The organism is Lysinibacillus sp. NPDC056959 (genome assembly GCF_042674095.1).
Classification (GTDB): Bacteria; Bacillota; Bacilli; order Bacillales_A; family Planococcaceae; genus Lysinibacillus; species Lysinibacillus zambalensis.
In genome coordinates this window covers 1-17,710 of the sequence record NZ_JBHURE010000042.1, presented here as the reverse complement: position 1 = coordinate 17,710, position 17,710 = coordinate 1, and the positions used below count along the sequence as shown (strand labels likewise).

Annotated in this window: 13 protein-coding genes and 5 pseudogenes; 4 read left to right on the top strand and 14 right to left on the bottom strand. The window is 33.1% G+C overall.

The features are described 5' to 3' along the window. Positions 1-944: 944 nt before the first annotated feature. From ACFTQ7_RS24045 to ACFTQ7_RS24015, 7 genes and pseudogenes are all read right to left on the bottom strand, one after another. Entirely contained in the window at positions 945-2,906 is a 1,962-nt protein-coding gene (locus ACFTQ7_RS24045) for a methyl-accepting chemotaxis protein (RefSeq protein ID WP_386831772.1), read from the bottom strand. A gap of 1,003 nt (positions 2,907-3,909) precedes the next feature. Next, positions 3,910-4,308 carry a nuclear transport factor 2 family protein gene (locus ACFTQ7_RS24040; protein WP_386831770.1) on the bottom strand — a complete coding sequence of 133 codons (399 nt, stop codon included), beginning with the start codon at positions 4,306-4,308 and terminating at the stop codon, positions 3,910-3,912. Positions 4,309-4,312: 4 nt separating this feature from the next. After that, a complete protein-coding gene (locus tag ACFTQ7_RS24035) occupies positions 4,313-5,134 on the bottom strand; it encodes an MBL fold metallo-hydrolase (protein WP_386831768.1) in 822 nt (273 codons plus the stop codon). A gap of 165 nt (positions 5,135-5,299) precedes the next feature. Then, positions 5,300-5,920: a DsbA family protein gene (locus ACFTQ7_RS24030; protein WP_386831766.1), complete on the bottom strand. Its 621-nt coding sequence runs from the start codon at positions 5,918-5,920 to the stop codon at positions 5,300-5,302. 99 nt (positions 5,921-6,019) lie between these two features. Further along, positions 6,020-6,200: pseudogene (locus ACFTQ7_RS24025) on the bottom strand (FMN-dependent NADH-azoreductase); the annotation flags it as partial. 544 nt (positions 6,201-6,744) lie between these two features. After that, positions 6,745-6,963, bottom strand: a complete 219-nt coding sequence (locus tag ACFTQ7_RS24020) for a hypothetical protein (protein WP_386831764.1) — start codon at positions 6,961-6,963, stop codon at positions 6,745-6,747. Between the two features lie 356 nt (positions 6,964-7,319). After that, a pseudogene (locus tag ACFTQ7_RS24015) lies at positions 7,320-7,661 on the bottom strand (N-acetyltransferase family protein); the annotation flags it as partial. 168 nt (positions 7,662-7,829) lie between these two features. On the opposite strand from ACFTQ7_RS24015, the gene ACFTQ7_RS24010 reads away from it, so the two are divergent. Continuing rightward, positions 7,830-7,961: a hypothetical protein gene (locus ACFTQ7_RS24010; RefSeq protein ID WP_386831762.1), complete on the top strand. Its 132-nt coding sequence runs from the start codon at positions 7,830-7,832 to the stop codon at positions 7,959-7,961. Between the two features lie 219 nt (positions 7,962-8,180). Here ACFTQ7_RS24010 and ACFTQ7_RS24005 read toward each other — a convergent pair. Further along, positions 8,181-8,815: pseudogene (locus ACFTQ7_RS24005) on the bottom strand (MFS transporter); the annotation flags it as partial. On the opposite strand from ACFTQ7_RS24005, the pseudogene ACFTQ7_RS24000 reads away from it, so the two are divergent. After that, positions 8,814-9,125, top strand: a pseudogene (locus ACFTQ7_RS24000) (carbohydrate-binding protein); the annotation flags it as partial. The pseudogenes ACFTQ7_RS24005 and ACFTQ7_RS24000 sit on opposite strands and share 2 nt — an antisense overlap. Before the next feature lie 436 nt (positions 9,126-9,561). On the opposite strand, the gene ACFTQ7_RS23995 reads toward ACFTQ7_RS24000, so the two are convergent. From ACFTQ7_RS23995 to ACFTQ7_RS23975, 5 genes are all read right to left on the bottom strand, one after another. Beyond that, complete coding sequence (locus tag ACFTQ7_RS23995; protein WP_386831760.1) at positions 9,562-10,017, bottom strand: hypothetical protein; 456 nt, start codon at positions 10,015-10,017, stop codon at positions 9,562-9,564. 466 nt (positions 10,018-10,483) lie between these two features. Then, positions 10,484-11,941, bottom strand: coding sequence for a sensor histidine kinase (locus ACFTQ7_RS23990; protein ID WP_386831758.1), 1,458 nt, complete (start codon positions 11,939-11,941; stop codon positions 10,484-10,486). Between the two features lie 180 nt (positions 11,942-12,121). Then, positions 12,122-12,445 carry a hypothetical protein gene (locus ACFTQ7_RS23985; RefSeq protein ID WP_386831756.1) on the bottom strand — a complete coding sequence of 108 codons (324 nt, stop codon included), beginning with the start codon at positions 12,443-12,445 and terminating at the stop codon, positions 12,122-12,124. Between the two features lie 49 nt (positions 12,446-12,494). Beyond that, positions 12,495-13,187, bottom strand: coding sequence for an ABC transporter ATP-binding protein (locus tag ACFTQ7_RS23980; protein ID WP_386831754.1), 693 nt, complete (start codon positions 13,185-13,187; stop codon positions 12,495-12,497). A 10-nt stretch (positions 13,188-13,197) separates the two neighbouring features. Further along, on the bottom strand, positions 13,198-14,625 hold the full coding sequence (locus tag ACFTQ7_RS23975) for an ABC transporter permease (RefSeq protein WP_386831752.1): 1,428 nt from the start codon (positions 14,623-14,625) through the stop codon (positions 13,198-13,200). A 608-nt stretch (positions 14,626-15,233) separates the two neighbouring features. Here ACFTQ7_RS23975 and ACFTQ7_RS23970 point away from each other — a divergent pair. Together ACFTQ7_RS23970 and ACFTQ7_RS23965 are read left to right on the top strand one after the other, a co-directional pair. Then, positions 15,234-15,460 (top strand): annotated as a pseudogene (locus ACFTQ7_RS23970) (DUF6262 family protein); the annotation flags it as partial. 119 nt (positions 15,461-15,579) lie between these two features. After that, positions 15,580-16,086 carry a GrpB family protein gene (locus ACFTQ7_RS23965; RefSeq protein WP_386831750.1) on the top strand — a complete coding sequence of 169 codons (507 nt, stop codon included), beginning with the start codon at positions 15,580-15,582 and terminating at the stop codon, positions 16,084-16,086. Positions 16,087-16,259: 173 nt separating this feature from the next. Here the strand turns inward: ACFTQ7_RS23965 and ACFTQ7_RS23960 are convergent, their stop codons facing one another. Further along, positions 16,260-17,243: an ETX/MTX2 family pore-forming toxin gene (locus tag ACFTQ7_RS23960; protein ID WP_386831748.1), complete on the bottom strand. Its 984-nt coding sequence runs from the start codon at positions 17,241-17,243 to the stop codon at positions 16,260-16,262. Between the last annotated feature and the right edge of the window lie 467 nt (positions 17,244-17,710).

The window sequence follows — 17,710 nt, the reverse complement described above, 5'->3', positions numbered from 1 at the left end:
GAATGTTGGTGTGGTAACTACATTCTACACGAGGTCGTTATGGGCTTCCTTTATATTGACTTCTGGGTGTTGCACTTAATATTACAATCCGTCATACATAAAAAAACCAATGCTATATTCATAACTTTTCTTTCAGTTACAACCTCAAAAAAGCTTAGGAAACAACTCCAAACACAAATGCCCAGGCTCAAAATTAATTAAGTACCTGGGCTTTAAAATTATTCAGCAGCTACTATACTTGTTACCTGGATACTTTGGCTGCATTCACGCAGTTAACCTTTAAAGCCATTGGTTACTCCGAAACATTTCCAAGTGTTATTGCTTAGTAACCATATTTAAAATAGAAATAAAATCTTCTGCTATGGTATTTTTAGGGCGGTCTGTTGCCTGTTTAGTTAAACAGGACTGCCAGCACTCGGTGTACCGAACGCCAACAAAGGAATCTTTTTTGAATACATAAAAAATCAAAGCTATTTTCATAGCTTTTCTTTCATTGAAAACCTCCAAAAAGGCTTAGGAATATCTCCTAAGCCTTTCAATCTTTCTATTATTGAGTAATGCTTGATTTGAAATCAGATGATAAAGTAGTCATCAATCCTTATTCCAATCTATCGATGTAGCTTTAGAAATTGGATTTATTAAAAAATGTGTTTTATTATTTCAATAAAGCACCCGTTCGTTGAGTAGTGATTGTTAACAAACTATTAGCAGATTTACAAATTCAATAAAAAATCTTAATGAGATTTTGGCATATGAAGTATCTAATAAAATAACGATAGATATCTCCCTGAATACAATAAGGAATTAAAGAAGAATGGTAATAAATTAACTCAAGGTGCATTCAACCATGCGGATCTTCTTCAAGTGCCTAGAGCTTTTTTAAAATGTCCTTTACAAAGGGTACACTAAAAAGGGAATCGTGATTTTTATTATGTCTGACTCTGTTAATATTTAAATTGACTAATGAGTTGTTTTAATTCATCTGCCATATGCGCAAGCGCTTGTGCAGAAGCATTAATTTCTTCCATCGAAGCTAATTGTTCCTCTGTAGACGCTGCAACATCCTCTGAGGCAGCTGCATTTCCTTTTGCTGAGAATGCCAAATCTTCCGTAACAGCAGTCACCTCTTGTACACTTGCTGACATTTGTTCAGAGGCAGAAGATACCTCTTCCATTTTAGGTGTAATTTTATCCATACTTGCTTTAATCACTTGGAATTTCGTGATCGCTTCATCCGATACATGTAGACCATTTTGAACATCCTCTGTAACTTTTGCCATGATGTTTACGGATTGTTCTGTTTCTAATTGAATACCATTGATTAGCTCGAAAATTTGCTTTGCAGATTCCTGCGATTGCTCCGCCAGCTTTCTTACTTCATCAGCAACAACTGCAAAGCCTTTTCCGTGCTCCCCTGCTCTTGCTGCCTCAATTGCTGCATTGAGAGCAAGTAAGTTCGTTTGATCTGCAATGCTTGTAATTACATCTAAAATGGACGTAATTTGTTGAGAGCGTTCATGCAGTGTTTGAATTTTCGTGTTTGAATCTGTCACCGATACATGAATAGACTGCATTTGATCTTTTGTATCCTGGACTGCCTGTCCACCTTCATCTGCTTGTAGTGTTGCGTGCTGTGAAAGATCCGTCACAGTAGAAGAGATTTCCGCGATATGAAGAATGGCCTTGGAAAGCTCCTGTAAAGATTCTGCATTCTTATTGGCGCTCGTTGTTTGCGTGTCTGTGCTTGTAGCAACATCTTGTATCGAAATGGCCACCTTTTCTGTAGCAATGCTTGTTTGATTAGCATTGGCTGTTAGCTCTTCTGCCGACGAGGCTACCTCTTCAGCATTTTGTTCAATTTTTTGAATAAGAGTTCTTAAACTGTCTTGCATATCGTTAAAGGCTTGCCCTAGCTGTCCAATTTCGTCATGAGATTTTACCGTCACTTTTTCAGTTAAATCACCCTTACTTATGGTTACTGCACTATCCTTGAGCGCTTTAATCGGTTTTATAATTGCCTTCATGACAAAGAAGAATACAATTGCACTGATTACAATTGCAGCGATTAGTACAAGAAACGTTTTATACAAAATAGATGATGCTGATTGGTCAATTTCCTTCGCGAAAATCGTTCCAGTAATTTTCCAGTTTGTCAATTCATTCGTTGTAAAGAACATAATTCGATCATCACCGTCAAAGACATAATCATACGTGCCAGATTTGCTATCGTACATTTTGTCCATGAAGCTTTCTTTTATTTCACTACCTTGTTCTATAGTCGGATGTGAAATAACAATTTTATTTTCACCAAAAATAGAAGGATATCCATTTTTTCCGATACTGATAGAACTAGCGATTTTTTGGAGATTTGTCAATTTTATATCAATTGCTATTACCCCAGATTGATCTTTTATCTGACGAGCAATTGTTACGACCAAATCTCCAGTTCCTTCACCTATATAAGGCTTCGTAATTAGGACTTCCCCCTTTAATGCTGTAGCCTCTTTATACCATTCTCGTTCTAAATGATTATAATCGGCGCTATTCGTTTTTGGTTCTAGAAAAAATGCTCCCTCATTTGTTCCGATATAAATGCTCTGAACATCTGGATGCAGCTTTATATATTGTTGAAATTTTGTTTTTACTGCAGACCCCTGCTGTTCATACTTAGAAGAATTGATATCCTCGCTAAAAACAGTGATATCATTTATTTTTTCACTAATGGTCTGATCGATTAGTGTATTTAAAATTTCTACACTTTCATTCGCACTAAAAAGTATTTCGTTTTTTATTGAATCTTTTGCGGAAAGATACGATAAACTTCCTACAGAAATAACTGGAATTAGTAAGATAAGAGCAAATAATGTGTAAATCTTACCCTTAAAGCTTCCAAATAATTTTTTCATAAACCGTTCTCCTTTTGTTTTTATTAGTTTTTAAGATGTGTGTTTTGTACAATATTGTGGTTTCTTAGACTTAAAAAGAAAGCAGCCTACTCAGTTCCCATCTTCCCTTCTTTTATCGTTTAAATTTTAACCCTAAGCTTTTATCGGACGAAATACTTAAATTAAAACACCCTTTTTCATTTTTTTGACTTCCTTAACATAAAACCTTCTATTTTTTGCATTTCTTCATCATTCAACTAAAATAGAGTCTCCTATACTTACGATATCACCTGAATATGGGACTAAATATCACGTCTAGGCAACTGTTGGGATAACTCACAGATAAGATTCTCATCGAAAAAAAGTCTTAAAGTGTACTTTCGTGTTAACCAATCTCTTTTCATATTAAATCAAAAAACATCACCCCATTATGCAAAAAAGGTTCTTTTGATTCATATCTTCGGTGTTGAACGCCAACAAAAGCTTTTTGACTACATAAAACCAATGTTATATTCATAACTTTTCTTGCATTGGAACCTCTAAAAAGGCTTAGGAATAACTCCTAAGCCTTTCAATCTTCTTATAGTGTGTAACGAAAATCCGATTATTACCATAGCCATCAACTAAGCTTGGTACATGACAATAAAATTGTTTAAATAAAGCCGCAAGTACGGAGCTTTTTTTGCATCCTGTACTCGTTTTGAGGTTTTATAATTTAATTTCCTAAGATAACCTTCAGATCACCGTAATGGAATACCACGTAGGGATCTGCAACAGAAAGACCAGGATTTGTAGAACTGGAGAGACCTGAACCGCAACCACTTCGATTTCAAGTTTTCCACGTAATGGGCGTTCTACTACTAAATAATCGCCTGTAGATTTAACATGAAGTATTCCATTTACAAATTCATTAAAGCGCCCTCTCGTATAACGGAAGACTTGATTTCAAAATAATTTTTATGGGGGTACTTCAAAATCTTAGTTTGATGGGCATGTGACGCTACTCAAGTTAAGTTACAAACAACTAATTTAAACTTAATGCATTATTGACAGTTGCGCTGTCCACGATTTGAATAAATTTTTTAACCTTATCATTCTCATCAAATTCATATAGATGGCAAAAGTCTGCTATAAATGATTTTCCTGTTGCTTTATACGTCCCAATATATTTTCCGTAGACAATAACAGTGTGATTATTAAACGCATAGATTTCATCTTTTGCAGAATAGCCATCCCATTCGGTTCCAAGGCGTTCATGTACGTTTTTCACTACTTCATTTGGACCTACATAAGTACCCGCATAAGGAAATCCAGCAGCTTCTGTCCAAGATACATTATCGCTTAAATACGTTTTGAAGGCATCCAATTTGCCTTCACTAGTTAATACATATGTTTCATGTAATAATTTTTGATATTTATTCATAACATTAACCCCAAGGAATTTCTTTCGTTACAACTTTAGCACTTAATTCTAATACGCCTTTATTTGCATAGCCTGGATATGCTGCTTCAAGCTTTGCAACAAATTCCGTAGAAGTTTTACTTACTTCAGAAGATTTAATTGCAGTTTTTAGATAATTGATAGTTGCAATAAGTGCTTGATTATCTAAAGATTTTTCAATTGAACCATGGCTTGGTACGATTATGTTAGCATTTAATCCTTGTAACACTTTCAAGTTCTCAATCCAAGATTCCATTGCTTCTTTTGAGCTAGTATCTGCTAAGAAAACATGTATTTCGTTGAATATATCAATGCCACCAATCAATAATTTTAATTCCTTATTAAATAAGCTCGCTCTGTAATTATCTAAGCCTACAAGTTCAAATGTTAAACCTTGAAAGTCAATAGTTTTTTCTGCTAACACTTGAGGCAATACAACATTACTTGGTGCGTTTTCTCCAAGTGCATCTTTCCAAACTTTTAATTTCCCTAAGACAGAATGAACAATATGTTCCACAGTAGATTCTGTGGCATACGCAATGGCTTCTGGATACGCTGCTTTAATACTTTCTAATCCAAAATAGTAGTCAGGATCTCCATGAATAATAAAAATTTTATCTAATGATACTTTATTTTTTTTCAGATAATCTACAATTTCTTTCGAATCGGATTGAGTAAATTTCGCATTTATTAAGAATGCATGTCCTGCTTTTTCAACTAAAGTTGCAGTCACCATAAAACTTTTTTCTTCAGAACTAAATATCGTCAATTTCACATCATTTTGATTTATTTCGATTGTTTTAAACATAGAATTTCATCTCCTTTTTGGTGAAGTTATTTAATAAGCAATGTAGTTTTATTAGTTGCAAATGAATTATAAATACCATTCTTTTATAAATCCTTACATTTTATTTTCCCTTTCTGTGAGAAAGTATGTGTATTAAATCTATAGAAACTTAAAATTGAACCATCTTTAATACAAATCTTTAAAACGCGCTTCAATTTTATCCGATGTCATTACTCCGCCACCAATAGGAATTAATTGATTATCCTTGTGTAGAAGTAAAGAAGGATAACTATTTATACCAAGTTGTTGAACCTTATTGAAATCATCTTGAACATCTATTATAGTTTCTTGAGATTTTAGTCGCTCTAGTACTTGTTCAGGATCCAAATGATGATCAATAGCTATCTTACGATATGTTTCAGGATCGCTCAGACTTTTCCCATCATTATAAAACGCTTTTTGCATAGCTGAAGTAAATTCTAACAAACGGTTCGGTGCTAATGAACGTAAAGCAGAAAAGCCAATTGCAGCATCTTTTGAATTCATAGTAAAAGTACCTTCTGACAACAAAGCCTGATATGAAGGACCAAATTCTGCACCAGTAAGTTGATTAATTCTTTTATTACCTTCTGATATATATGAGAATTTATTTATTGGTAGATTATCTAAAAATAATCCTCCGGATAAAACAGTTAACGGCATTTCAGGATGATTTTTGTAAAAACCTCTTATACTTTCTGAAAATCCATAGCACCATCCACAATATGCATCCCATACATATATAAGTGTGTCTTGTTTTGTCTTCATTAAAAACGCCTACCTTTATTTTTTATTTTTAACCAATCTCGCTTTTACTTATAAATTCTCAGCTAATTTTTTAGCTCCTAGAATTGCATCTTCTTTAATCTATTGTGCTTTTTCAGGCGCCTTGTTATGCCCTTCAACATACTATTGCTTCAAAAGAAGGAACACCAAAAAAATTCATCTTTACTTAATGATTTCGATGCCCCATTTCTAGTTCTGCAGCTGGACCTTCAGAGTAGAAAGCACCACTTGCTTGAATATACAGTGTTTTTTCACCTGTAACAGATGCTGTTACAACTAGTTGTAACTATTATAGTTACAACTATAATGAAAGTCAATTCTTATTGACGAAAAAATCAACATTCCTCTATAAACGTTGGATATCAACGGTTTGACGCGTTTTTAAATTAGTGAAAATATTTTTTCACCGCAGTTTAAACTTTTCTACTTCTTCAATACATTGTGACCTAGAGAGTACGCTTCGCTAAAGTTGATTGGATAAAATTAACTTTAAGTTCCATTATGTGATGCACAATTGGATCTCTGCTATGCTTATGATGTCGTACCCTCCCATGTGTTCAAATAGATTTTGGAATAGGCCTTCATCATGGTGAAATTCTTTGTACTAAGATTGGTGTAGGTGGGTAATCAAACAATAAAGGCTTATTTTTGGCTGGTAACGCTGTAAAAATCCGTTAAGCGGGGTTAAATATGTTGAAAAAGGTGATTTATTAGGAAAGAAGTATAAACACGATATGTGGACTAACTTTAGATTTTATTACAATGGAACGAGTGAAAATTATTATAAGACTGGCTATCATTGGTATTCACTGACCTTTAAGCAAAATAATTGGTACACTCACTTTATATAAATCTGCAAAACTTTCTGCAATCTTTTTTTCAGCGTAATGACTAATATCATCCGAGAATATATCAATCTCTCTCTTAATGTTCTCTATTTCTTCTTCAACCGCTTTCGTTACTTGGTTTGTAATTTCTAACCGTTTTATTTCTCTGTATTCTACCGGAACTTCATTTAGAGCCATTATGTACTTTATCTTTAATCATACTTTCCTTTTGTTGTGAGCTTATGCCAATATTATCAATTCCTTGTTTCTTGTCTATATTCGACTCTAAGTTTTTGTTTTAGAAAATATACGCCAACGTATTAAGGGTATTGGAATTTTATTCTACAAAGGAAATCCTTCACAAAAAAATGTCTACTTTCTATCATTAGCAGACATTTTTTTATTAATAATATTTTTTGAAATATGTATTCTATATCATCAAAATGATTGTAGGAAATGGGTTTCACTTCACTTCGAAGCAACCCATTAAAGTCATTGGTTACTTTGAAACTATTCCAAGTATTGTCGTTTAGTCACCATATTTTAAATTTCTATTAGAACATTTCCACACTTCTTTTTTCCATTATCGTATCATGCCATTTCCCATTTAATTGAGCAATTTTTTCTCTCGTACCAACTATTCTAAAGCCCATCTTTTTATGTAATTGAATGCTTGAGGTATTTATTGCAAATATAGATGATTGAAGTGTCCAAAATCCTGCCTTCTCACTTTCTTCAATTAGTATTTTAAACAATTGTGAGGCAATGCCCTTCCCTATACTGTCACTAGATATATAAACACTTACTTCCCCAACTCCACTATATACTGCTCGGGTAGATACAGGTGAAATCGCAATCCAACCAACCACTCTATTGTCGACTTCTGCCACAAAGCGTAAAGTTGCATGATGCCTTTCATTACTTCCCTAACCTTAAATCATTAAGTGCCAATCCGTTGTCTTTTAAATGTACTTTTGTTTTCAAAACTGATAATTTAATTATTGTCAATGCCTACATTTTTATAACGACTAATTAGATTTTAAAAATCATCAAGGAATGAACATATGTACAAATTAGAACAAATAACTAATGAATTACTCGAGGCGGGATATACAATCGAGGAAATTATAGTAGCCTTTAATGAGGTAATTAAGGCATGTAATCAAACAAAAGCAGATGATAAAACAAATAGCTAATTACATAGTTATTTGTTTTTCTTAAGAGGAAAAGGTTCTTTTGATTTTACATTTTGGAGTACCGAATGCCAACAAAAGAACCTTAAATTAAGTTGTTTTTTAATAAAATTTTCATTTAAATTTACTCTAAATTCTTGATTTCACTGCTTGTTTAAAAAAGAATGCATTGGTTACTTTGAAACTATTTTAGTAACCATTTTTAGTATCATATAATTTATCTCAAGCTTTTTTTGACCAAATGACAACTGGAATAAGGATCAAAGATAATAGACCTCCAGCTAATGATAATGTTGCATAGCTTGCATTAGCCACTACCATCCCCGAAAGGGCACCACCCGACGCCCCTGCTAGTGCAACTAAAACATCTATTTGCCCTTGCGTTTTTGCACGTGTAGAAGGCTCTGTTGAATCAACTATTTGTGCAGTACCACTTATTAAGCCAAAGTTCCACCCTATTCCAAGTAAAGAAAGTGCTACGATAATAGAACCAAAGAATCGCTCGGTGCGAATGCGGCTAATAAACCAGCAAATAACAAAGTCACTCCTGAAGCAATACTCATGGCTGTTCGTCCGACTTTATCCACAAGAATACCTGTTACGAGCGACGGAAGATACATAGCACCTACATGAAATCCTATAACAATTCCTACTTCCGATAAACCATGACCATGATGTTTCATATGTACCGGTGTCATCGTCATGATAGCAACCATTACAATTTGAGTAAGTACCATAACCGTTGCACCTACTGCAAGACCACTTTTATTAGAAACTTTTTTATTAAAGGATTCGATCTTATTCCCATGCTCAGTTTCTTGTTTGTACGCTTCAATCATTTTCGCTATTTCTATAGGACAAATGACTGTAGTTGGAACATCGAAAACTACATCCTTTATGGACACGAATCTACAATCCAATACACCATATAAGTATGCAGTCACTGCCGTTGATACAGCTGGAAATGAATCTAATAAAAGTTCCATTTTCACTGTGACTACAAAAGAGCAAGGATCTTCTTATGAGCAATGGAGTCCATCTAAGGCGTACACAAAAGGTGATAAAGTAGAGCATCAAGGTAAAATATATGAAGCTGTGCAAAGCTATCAAGGAAATGGAGATCCAAATTGGATATTCTCATTGTCTTTGTGGAAAGAAATTAAATAAAAAGAAGAGTCCTCATACCTCATAAGAGGCTGGGATAAGAGGATTTTAGCCAATGAAAAACCCGAACTATATCACGAAACGCTATTCTGTGTTTCGTAATAGTTCGGGTTTTCTATTTATATTCTTTGTAATTTAAAAATTATCCGTCTTTAGTAAGTGCAAATTAGTTATGTCCCAGCCCCTTTTCGTACAATAGGAAGCATATCATCAGCTATTGGTAGTGTAGTTTTTTTAAAGTAAATGTTTCTCCATTGGTTGAGTTTATATGAACTTCATGAAGAGGAATGTTTAGAAAACTCAAAGTACAAATATTGCTGTATTTTATTTAAGTTTGTTTTTTCTTACTTCTTATTCTGATCTTCATTAAGTTGGCTTATTGCTTCCGAGTGTACCTATTCTTGCTAGTTAAATAGCTTATACCTTTTCTTTAAATACCTCAATCTAAGTTTGCTGGTTTGTTTACTGGACTACTCACTTTATTTTTACCTCCCTTAATTCCAAGAGCTTCATCAAGTTGTTTTGTTGCTTCCTCTTTCGTTAATGTACCTGCCTCTGCTTGGGTGAAAATTTCTTGTACTCTTTCTTTAGAGATCTTATCTAAGTTAACTGGTTTACTTACTGGTTTTTTATCTCCCTTAATTTCAAGAGCTTCATCAAGTTGTCTTGTTGCTTCCTCTTTCGTTAATGTACCAGCTTCTGCTTGGTTGAAAATTTCTTGTACTTTTTCTTTAGAAATCTCATCTAAGTTAGTTGGTTTACCAACTTGCCCTTTCACAGTTTCACTACTTCCAATAATTTCGGTTGGAACTTCGGCAGCAAACGCAGCTCCAAAAGTTGAAAGCGCAAATACAGCACCTAAAGTAGTAGCAGCCAATTTCTTTCTCTTTTTCATAGTTTTTAATCCCCTTTTAAAGTATTTTATCTTACAGTCTTAATTGTATAGGCGTTATCTGCAGTTACTGTGAAGATTATCTGAAGATTACGTAGAGATTTTGGAACATCTGGAATATTTTCCAAAAACATTTTATCTCTGTGCAGTAAACCATAGTAGATTTGAGCTCCACCATTAATTCAATTTTCTAGAATTATTCACGATAACATCACCTGTTATATCAATATACAGAAAAAATACCCCGTTTTGTTATACTTAAGACTTTCATTTTCTCAATTCTCAAATCGTAACTTAGTTCTAACATGTTTTATATCATTTTAGAAGTATAGATATTCATAGCACTCCCGCCAACTTCTTACTCAAGTACCTATTGAAGTTGCCGGATACTAAATTTTTTCTATTCAAAAGTAAAAAATTGTCTCAAAGAATACCTGAGACAATTTGTATGTTTTAATGTGCTTTTTAGTTATTTCCTTATCCATTTAGGTATAGTAGTTAAAAACTGTATGCCATCTTCTGTATTTTTCATTGTATAGATGATCGAAAGAGATTCAAAAACTTGTTTTACAATATATAGACCCAGCCCACTTCCACCTGTATTCCTATTTCTGGATTTTTCGATTCGATAAAAAGGCTCGAATAATTGTTGAATTTCCTCTTCCTTAATTTTAACACCTGTATTAATTACTTTTATTTGAATCTGATTTTCTTTTGGAAGCCCAGTTACCTCAATAAATACTGTTTCTCCATGCGGTGAATACGTAACTGCATTATGAATTATGTTTTTAAAGGCTTTTTCTAATAAATCACGATCTGTACGTACACTCAGGTAAGGAGAAATTTGTTTTACTATTTTAATGTCTTTTTCAGAAGCAAAAAAAACAAGCTCTTTCGTTATTGAATCAAATAATTCTAAAAGATTGACTTCTTCCAATTGCAGTTTAGAGGTATCTTGTTCTAGTTTAGACATACTCAAAATTTCGCGAACGAGCTGTTCCATTCTTTCAATAATTTTGTGGTTTTTTTCTAAATAGAAGTCACGATTTTGATAAGGGCCGATATTATAAATCATCCCTTCTAAATATCCCTTCATAACAGTGAGAGGAGTTTTTAATTCATGTGCAACAGTAGCAAAAAATTCCCTACGTTTTGTTTCGATTTTTCTTTCTCTTTCAATATCATCTTTTAATTGTTCATTTGCTATTTGTATATCAATCATTGTTTGTTGCAAATTATTCGACATCTCATTCAAGCTATTGGACAGTTCCTCTAATTCGTCATTTGAACGGACTACGATGTTTTCGGAAAAATTCAGGTTTGCCATCTTTTGCGCACTCTCATTTATATAAATGAGCGGTTTTGTAATGAACCTTGAATATAAATAGGCACTCCCTAATCCGATACACACTACAATAATACTTATATAAGGAAGAAAACGTACTAAAACCTGTGACGCTTCATCAATAGGTTGAAATGTCGCGAATACAGTAACTGTTAAATTACCTTCATCTAGGAATTGAATCGGCAAAGTAACAAAAAATGCATTCCTTAGAGTTTCTTCATTCTTTATTAATGCTGTTTTTGCCGTAAGATCTGGTGATTGCGTAATTTCCTCCACCATGAAAGTAGGCGAATATATAATAGTTTCTTCTTTAGTTTGCAGGTAAATAACAGCATTGTTCTTTTTGATGTAGTCGTCAAAAAGCGGTATCGCATTGTTTAATGTTAAATTCTTAGAATTATGGAGTATTTCCTCTATTCCTGATTGGAGCTGATTGGTTTTATATTGTTCATAATATGTTGGAAGGAAAAAGTATAAAGTTAAATAAATCAAGACTGCAAAAGATAACAATATGAGAGACGTGATCATAAAGAGCTTATAGGTTATTTTTTTCATCTTCATGATGTATACAATCCTATTCATCGAAATTCCCCCTAAGATCAACATATTTTAATTTTCATCTGTCTATCCTAAGGGGAATATACGTTATTGATAACTAGTCATTGCTGCCTGAAAGTAAATCCGACGGGCTAAAGTATCATGAACTTTTCTTTCTAATAGAATTTATTACCTCAGAGTATTCACCTAATAGATGAAAGAATTTCAATTAGGAGATGTAGAACCCGATGTAGAACCTTGTATCATATCCTCTTCTGAATTAGATGAGTAAGGATCCCTCTGTTCTGGTGTCCTTTCACCTGGTTTTGTTATGAACTCCTCCCACTGTTCTGGTGTCATTTCTCCCCTTGGATCTGGAGATTCCCACTGTCGCTGATCGGGAATATTTTCTTCTGAATACGTGTTATTATCTTGGTAATTGGTTTCACTTTGATCCGAGTTTCCACCTAAATTAATCAAATTCGCAAATAGAGCAATTGCTATTCCGATTGATACTAAGGCAATGGATAGTGCTATTTTCGTCCACATTTTTTTCACTCCAATTTTACATTTTTATTAATAGATTTTCGATAACATTTTATTCCCGTTTCTTCTTTAAACTTTTCCAGACCAAATTTCGTTTCTCAAGATAAACTACCTTATCAGACTGTTTAGCGACTTCCTGGGAATGCGTAACAACGATAATACATTTATTTTCTTTATGAGCTAGCTCTTTAAACAAATTTACAATTTCATCCGAAGTATTCTCGTCTAGATTACCGGTCGGTTCATCCGCAATTAATAAATCTACTTCACAAGACAATGCACGAGCTATGGCTACACGCTGTTGTTGACCACCGCTAAGCTGTAACACATTTCTTTTTGCTTCGATTTCCGACAAGCCAACCATTTCTAATAATTCAAGCGCTCTTCTCTTTTTATCATTTATGTTAACTCCTGTAATTTCCATTGCCGTGACGACATTTTGAAGTGCCGTCATATACGTAATGAGATTATAAGATTGAAAGATGATCGAAACATATTTATTTCTATATTTATCTAATCCAATTTTCCGTATATCTTTTCCTTTGTAAAGTACATGTCCTTCTTTTGGGTTATCTAATCCACTTGCTAAACTAAGTGCGGTTGTTTTTCCTGAACCGGATGGACCTAAAATGCTATAGAAACATCCTGTTTCAAAGGTGAAATTTACATTCTCTAATAATGTATTCTTCTTATTATTACTTTGATAATAGTAAAATAGATTTTTAAATTGTAATATAGTGTCCATGTGACTCCTCCTACTCATCTTTTAATAGAATTTCTTTTGGATTTAAACGAAGAATTGATAATGCTGGAATAAGTGTTGATAAAATCGCGATTAATAACCCTAATCCACCTAAATTCAACACATCTTGTGATGATATACTTACATCAATATCGTCGATAGGCTCTACATCTTTATCTTGTTTATTCATACTTCCAAACGAGAATCCTAAAGTATTTGATTCTTGTTGTTGATCTTCGGCAGCAATCACTTCTTGCTGTAATAAACTGTCGCCCATTTTTTGAGACACTGTTTTACCTGTAATGATAGAAAGACCAAATGCTAGTACAGCTATACATAGTACTTCTACTAACAGTTGTCCTATTAATTTTCTCTTTTTTTCACCGATGGCCAATAGAATACCTAATTCCTTGCGTCGCTCTTTTATGGTCAACATAATAATAAGACCTAATATAATGGATCCTGCAATGGATACTAAATAAACAATCATTTTGGAAGTAGCGGCAATATTCTCGATAGGGCCTACCATTTTTTGATATAAAGCATCATGCGCATCTAGCTTAAATAAATCGAAATCAATATTGGATTTCTTTGCCTCTGCTTTAAAATCCTCAATATTTTCTGGATCATTTAAGTAGTAAATTGCTTCGTTAATAGACGCACCCTTTTTATCACTTTCTTCATACATTTCTTTCGTCGCGTCATAATTAGTGTATATTTTGTTAGACGGATGCATCATAGCAGGTAAATTTCCCTCGAAGTCAGTTATCCCGGAATTTTTGTATACCCCTATTATTTCCAACTCAACTTCCGATGTTTCATCAGTTGATTTAATCTTTAACTTATCACCAACTTGAAGCTCGTTTTGTTCGGCTAACCGTTTTTCAATCAGAGTTACTTTCTTATTTGCATCCTCTGATGTAATCGGACGACCGTCAATAATTTCATTCGTTCCATCTGTAAATTCTTGCAATAAATCGGAACTTTTTACGCCTTGGATAAATGTATTAGGCATTTTCATATTTTCAGAGTGACTACCACCTACTGCTCCAACTACCCCTTCATCATCCGTTTCACTATTGATAGGTGCAAAATCACCTGCTACAAGCATGTCACTTTTAAGATAGTTGTAGTCTATTACATAGGGTGACTTCGCTAACTGGTCTGCTTCATCAGCAAAAAGCTCAGGGTGTTGTATTTTCCCATTTGGATTCTCTTGTCGCTGTTTCGCCACATTTTCCATAAGCTTCTCTTCGTCCATTCTAAGACTCACGTCAACACCTAATGTTTGTCTAGCGTGATCATTCGCCTTTTGTGAGACATTTTGAATAGCGAAACCCGCTAATACTAAATTAGAAACTACTAAAAATACAGTAAATAATATTAGCGATTTCCCTTTCCTTGCTTTAACACTTAAGAATGCTCGTTTGATAAAATTCATTTTCCTTACCTCCTTGATAGCTATAATATATAGGAGTAATGTGTAGTTTATATGGAGATACTGCGAAGTGTATCTAGAGATATACGGGAGTTAATGTGGATCAATCTGCGAACTTTATTTTTGAAGAAACGATTATTCTATAATAAAAAAGACGCAATTCCCCCACCAAATGGCTTATTGATGGAGGAATTGCGTGCTGTAAATTTTATATTCAATTATTTTAGTTCTTTACTGAAATAGTTTAAATTCGACAAGAAACACTTTTATTTCTATGATTACTAGTTTTTTCGAATCTGTAATTTCTGTTATTTTAGCCTATAAGTAAATTATGGGGGACTTTAATTTAGTAAGTGACTTAGCAATAAAAATGATTGTTCATCAATTACTTTTACTTTTACTTTCATTTTCACTTCTTACTGCGGACGTGCCTTATAATACGAGAGGCTTTTAAAATTCGACAAATCCGATTAAATAATATTGCATTTTCAAGAACTATCTGAACACAATACCAAAAATTGTTAATCCCCATATGTATCAAGTCATTTTTTTAATTTAAATTATTCCTTGCTCTTTAGCACGGTCTGCTCGAAACCGTTCGCCACTTTTTTGAAGCAACGCTCTATAACAACAAGGACCTCCGTTCGAGAATTGAAAAATTGCGAAACCAACAATTACAAGTTCCTACATCGAAACAGGTATAACGAGAAATGAATGAAAACAATAAGATGCCCTTATTGCCTCTTTAAAAAGGAAAAACAAAAAATGAAAGGAGGAAAACAAGCAACTCAGAGAGCAACTAAAAGTAGCTTACGCAGATGTTTACAAAAAGTTATGAGGGAGAACAACGTTCTCAATTTCTTCTTCAACTAACAGGGCAGAGTATTAAAAGAGTCTTTCAGTGTGGTATAATATTCTGGTTAAAAAAACGGTATTAACGTTAAAAGGGGGAATAAGATGTTAGGCTTGCCAAAAGGAGAAGTATTCTTAGTTCCTTGGACAGAGGAATGGAATAAAAATTTTTTTTCAGAGAAAGAAAAAATACAAGATAAAATAGGTGAATATATAATGAATATTCACCACATAGGAAGTACATCAGTAAAACATTTAAGTGCAAAACCAATTATTGACATAGCCATAGAAATCAAAGATTTTAAAGATGGTGCGAATACTTCCTCACCTTTAGAGGAGTTGGGATATTCGTATAGAGGAACAAATATTTTGCCTGATAGACACTATTTTAGTAAGGGTGAACCAAGAATCTATCAAATCCACATGTATCAATGTGGAAATAAATATTTACTTGAACAGCTAAAGTTCAGAGATTACTTGAGAGATAATGATGAAGCAAGAATTGAATATGAACAGCTCAAACTTAATTTAGCAAAGTTAAATAAAAATAATAAACAGAAATATACAGAAGAGAAAACTACTTTCATTAGAACAATTTTAGAAAAAATTTAATAGGTTTTTTATTAAGGGAATTATTTTAGCATAATTAAACAGAAATCATCCACTTCCAAAAGATAAGTGAACAACTTCTGTTTAATATGTTAAAAATTTTTAGTTATTAGTGAAGCTATTGAATTGCTCATCACTCACATATACTAAGGAGTCAAAATCTATAAGCTTTTAGCTTAATTCTCTTTCACAATCTCCGGATTCACATTATATGTGTACCCTTTATCTGCTACTTTCCCTTTTGTATTCACAGGGTTTACCGTGACGGAAGATGTAGTTCCATATTTTGCTTCATACTTACCAGATCCTATTAAATTAATTGTTTCCCCATCTGAATTAGGAGAAATATTTTTTAAATTTTCTTGTGAAACCATCCCTGCTATTTCATTCAATTTCATATTATCAATATGGGCCCATAAATCTATATTAGGGTATTGAGGAAAAGTATAATATGGCTTAGCCGTCACAGTTCCAGATGCATTTGCCAAAAGTTTTACATCCCCGTTCATTTTAGCAGTATTTAATATAACAATGACTTCAACAGATGAATGTGCAGGAACTCGAATATTTTGCGGACTAACTATATAAGTATACGATTCACTATCTTCATAACTTGATGTATCAGAAAAATTGTATTCTGTTGACATTTCTATTCCCGTTTCTCCAACAAAAGGTATATTAAATTTAGCAGTGGCTTTTACTCCAAATAAAAATCCATGTGTAGTCGAGCTAGTAACAGTAGTCGAAAGACTTTTAGTAAAGCTTTGCGTCGTTAAAGTTTGTTCCATATCCGTGTTATTTGTTAAAGTTTCTCTTCCTACATATACATTTTCTGAACTAGTAATTACAGGTGAACCATCGCCTTGAACTGAAAATTGATTAAATTTGAAATTATTGTAAGTAATTTGCGGATCTTTATCCTCTCGAAACGTACCTTGTACCTTGTCAGGATAATATTTATCCAGATTTTTCACAAAATGATTTACTAAGTTTTCAATTGGTACCTTTGCATCTTCTATTTCATTTTTAGTTTGCATTACAATTATATTTTCGCCAGTGTTTTGTGCAGCGCTTACAGAAATTGGTGATGTCATCGCAAACGAAGTACCTATAGAAGTAACGGCTATCAATGCTAGAGTCTTACTTTTCAGTTTTTTCATAATATTCCTCCTTTTTTACAAATTTATCATATGATACATCTTCACACAAATCTATCAAAAACTTACCTATAGTAATATATTTCAGGTGAATCTACTATTATAATCACTTCTTTTTCACTTTAAACACATCAAAATCACAATTAAGTATTATATTAATAACCACTTTTGATAAAACAATATAAATTAAATTTCATATTTTAACCATATTTTAACAGTTATTCAGAGCCTAACCTTTGTATTGAATTATAATAAAGTTTGATTATTTAGGTCCTTCTTATTCTACTAAAGCCCCCGTTGATATTATAAGGTCAGCCAGATAAAAAATAAAATTCACCCTATAAGATAGACACTTTCAAAAAGGTCATCTTATATGGTATTTTTGTTTATAATGAAGAAAAAAACGAGTGGTGGTAAATAGGATGACTAAAAATTTATTTTCGAAACAACAACAGGCACAATTAAAATTA

What these genes read in the sequence shown, in the direction of transcription:
- ACFTQ7_RS23990 (WP_386831758.1), bottom strand. Translation starts at nt 11,941, where the DNA reads ATGAATAGGATTGTATACATCATGAAGATGAAAAAAATAACCTATAAG.
- ACFTQ7_RS23975 (WP_386831752.1), bottom strand. Translation starts at nt 14,625, where the DNA reads ATGAATTTTATCAAACGAGCATTCTTAAGTGTTAAAGCAAGGAAAGGG.
- ACFTQ7_RS24010 (WP_386831762.1), top strand. Translation starts at nt 7,830, where the DNA reads ATGTACAAATTAGAACAAATAACTAATGAATTACTCGAGGCGGGATAT.
- ACFTQ7_RS23995 (WP_386831760.1), bottom strand. Translation starts at nt 10,017, where the DNA reads ATGAAAAAGAGAAAGAAATTGGCTGCTACTACTTTAGGTGCTGTATTT.
- ACFTQ7_RS23980 (WP_386831754.1), bottom strand. Translation starts at nt 13,187, where the DNA reads ATGGACACTATATTACAATTTAAAAATCTATTTTACTATTATCAAAGT.
- ACFTQ7_RS24045 (WP_386831772.1), bottom strand. Translation starts at nt 2,906, where the DNA reads ATGAAAAAATTATTTGGAAGCTTTAAGGGTAAGATTTACACATTATTT.
- ACFTQ7_RS24030 (WP_386831766.1), bottom strand. Translation starts at nt 5,920, where the DNA reads ATGAAGACAAAACAAGACACACTTATATATGTATGGGATGCATATTGT.
- ACFTQ7_RS24020 (WP_386831764.1), bottom strand. Translation starts at nt 6,963, where the DNA reads ATGGCTCTAAATGAAGTTCCGGTAGAATACAGAGAAATAAAACGGTTA.
- ACFTQ7_RS24040 (WP_386831770.1), bottom strand. Translation starts at nt 4,308, where the DNA reads ATGAATAAATATCAAAAATTATTACATGAAACATATGTATTAACTAGT.
- ACFTQ7_RS23985 (WP_386831756.1), bottom strand. Translation starts at nt 12,445, where the DNA reads ATGTGGACGAAAATAGCACTATCCATTGCCTTAGTATCAATCGGAATA.
- ACFTQ7_RS23965 (WP_386831750.1), top strand. Translation starts at nt 15,580, where the DNA reads ATGTTAGGCTTGCCAAAAGGAGAAGTATTCTTAGTTCCTTGGACAGAG.
- ACFTQ7_RS23960 (WP_386831748.1), bottom strand. Translation starts at nt 17,243, where the DNA reads ATGAAAAAACTGAAAAGTAAGACTCTAGCATTGATAGCCGTTACTTCT.
- ACFTQ7_RS24035 (WP_386831768.1), bottom strand. Translation starts at nt 5,134, where the DNA reads ATGTTTAAAACAATCGAAATAAATCAAAATGATGTGAAATTGACGATA.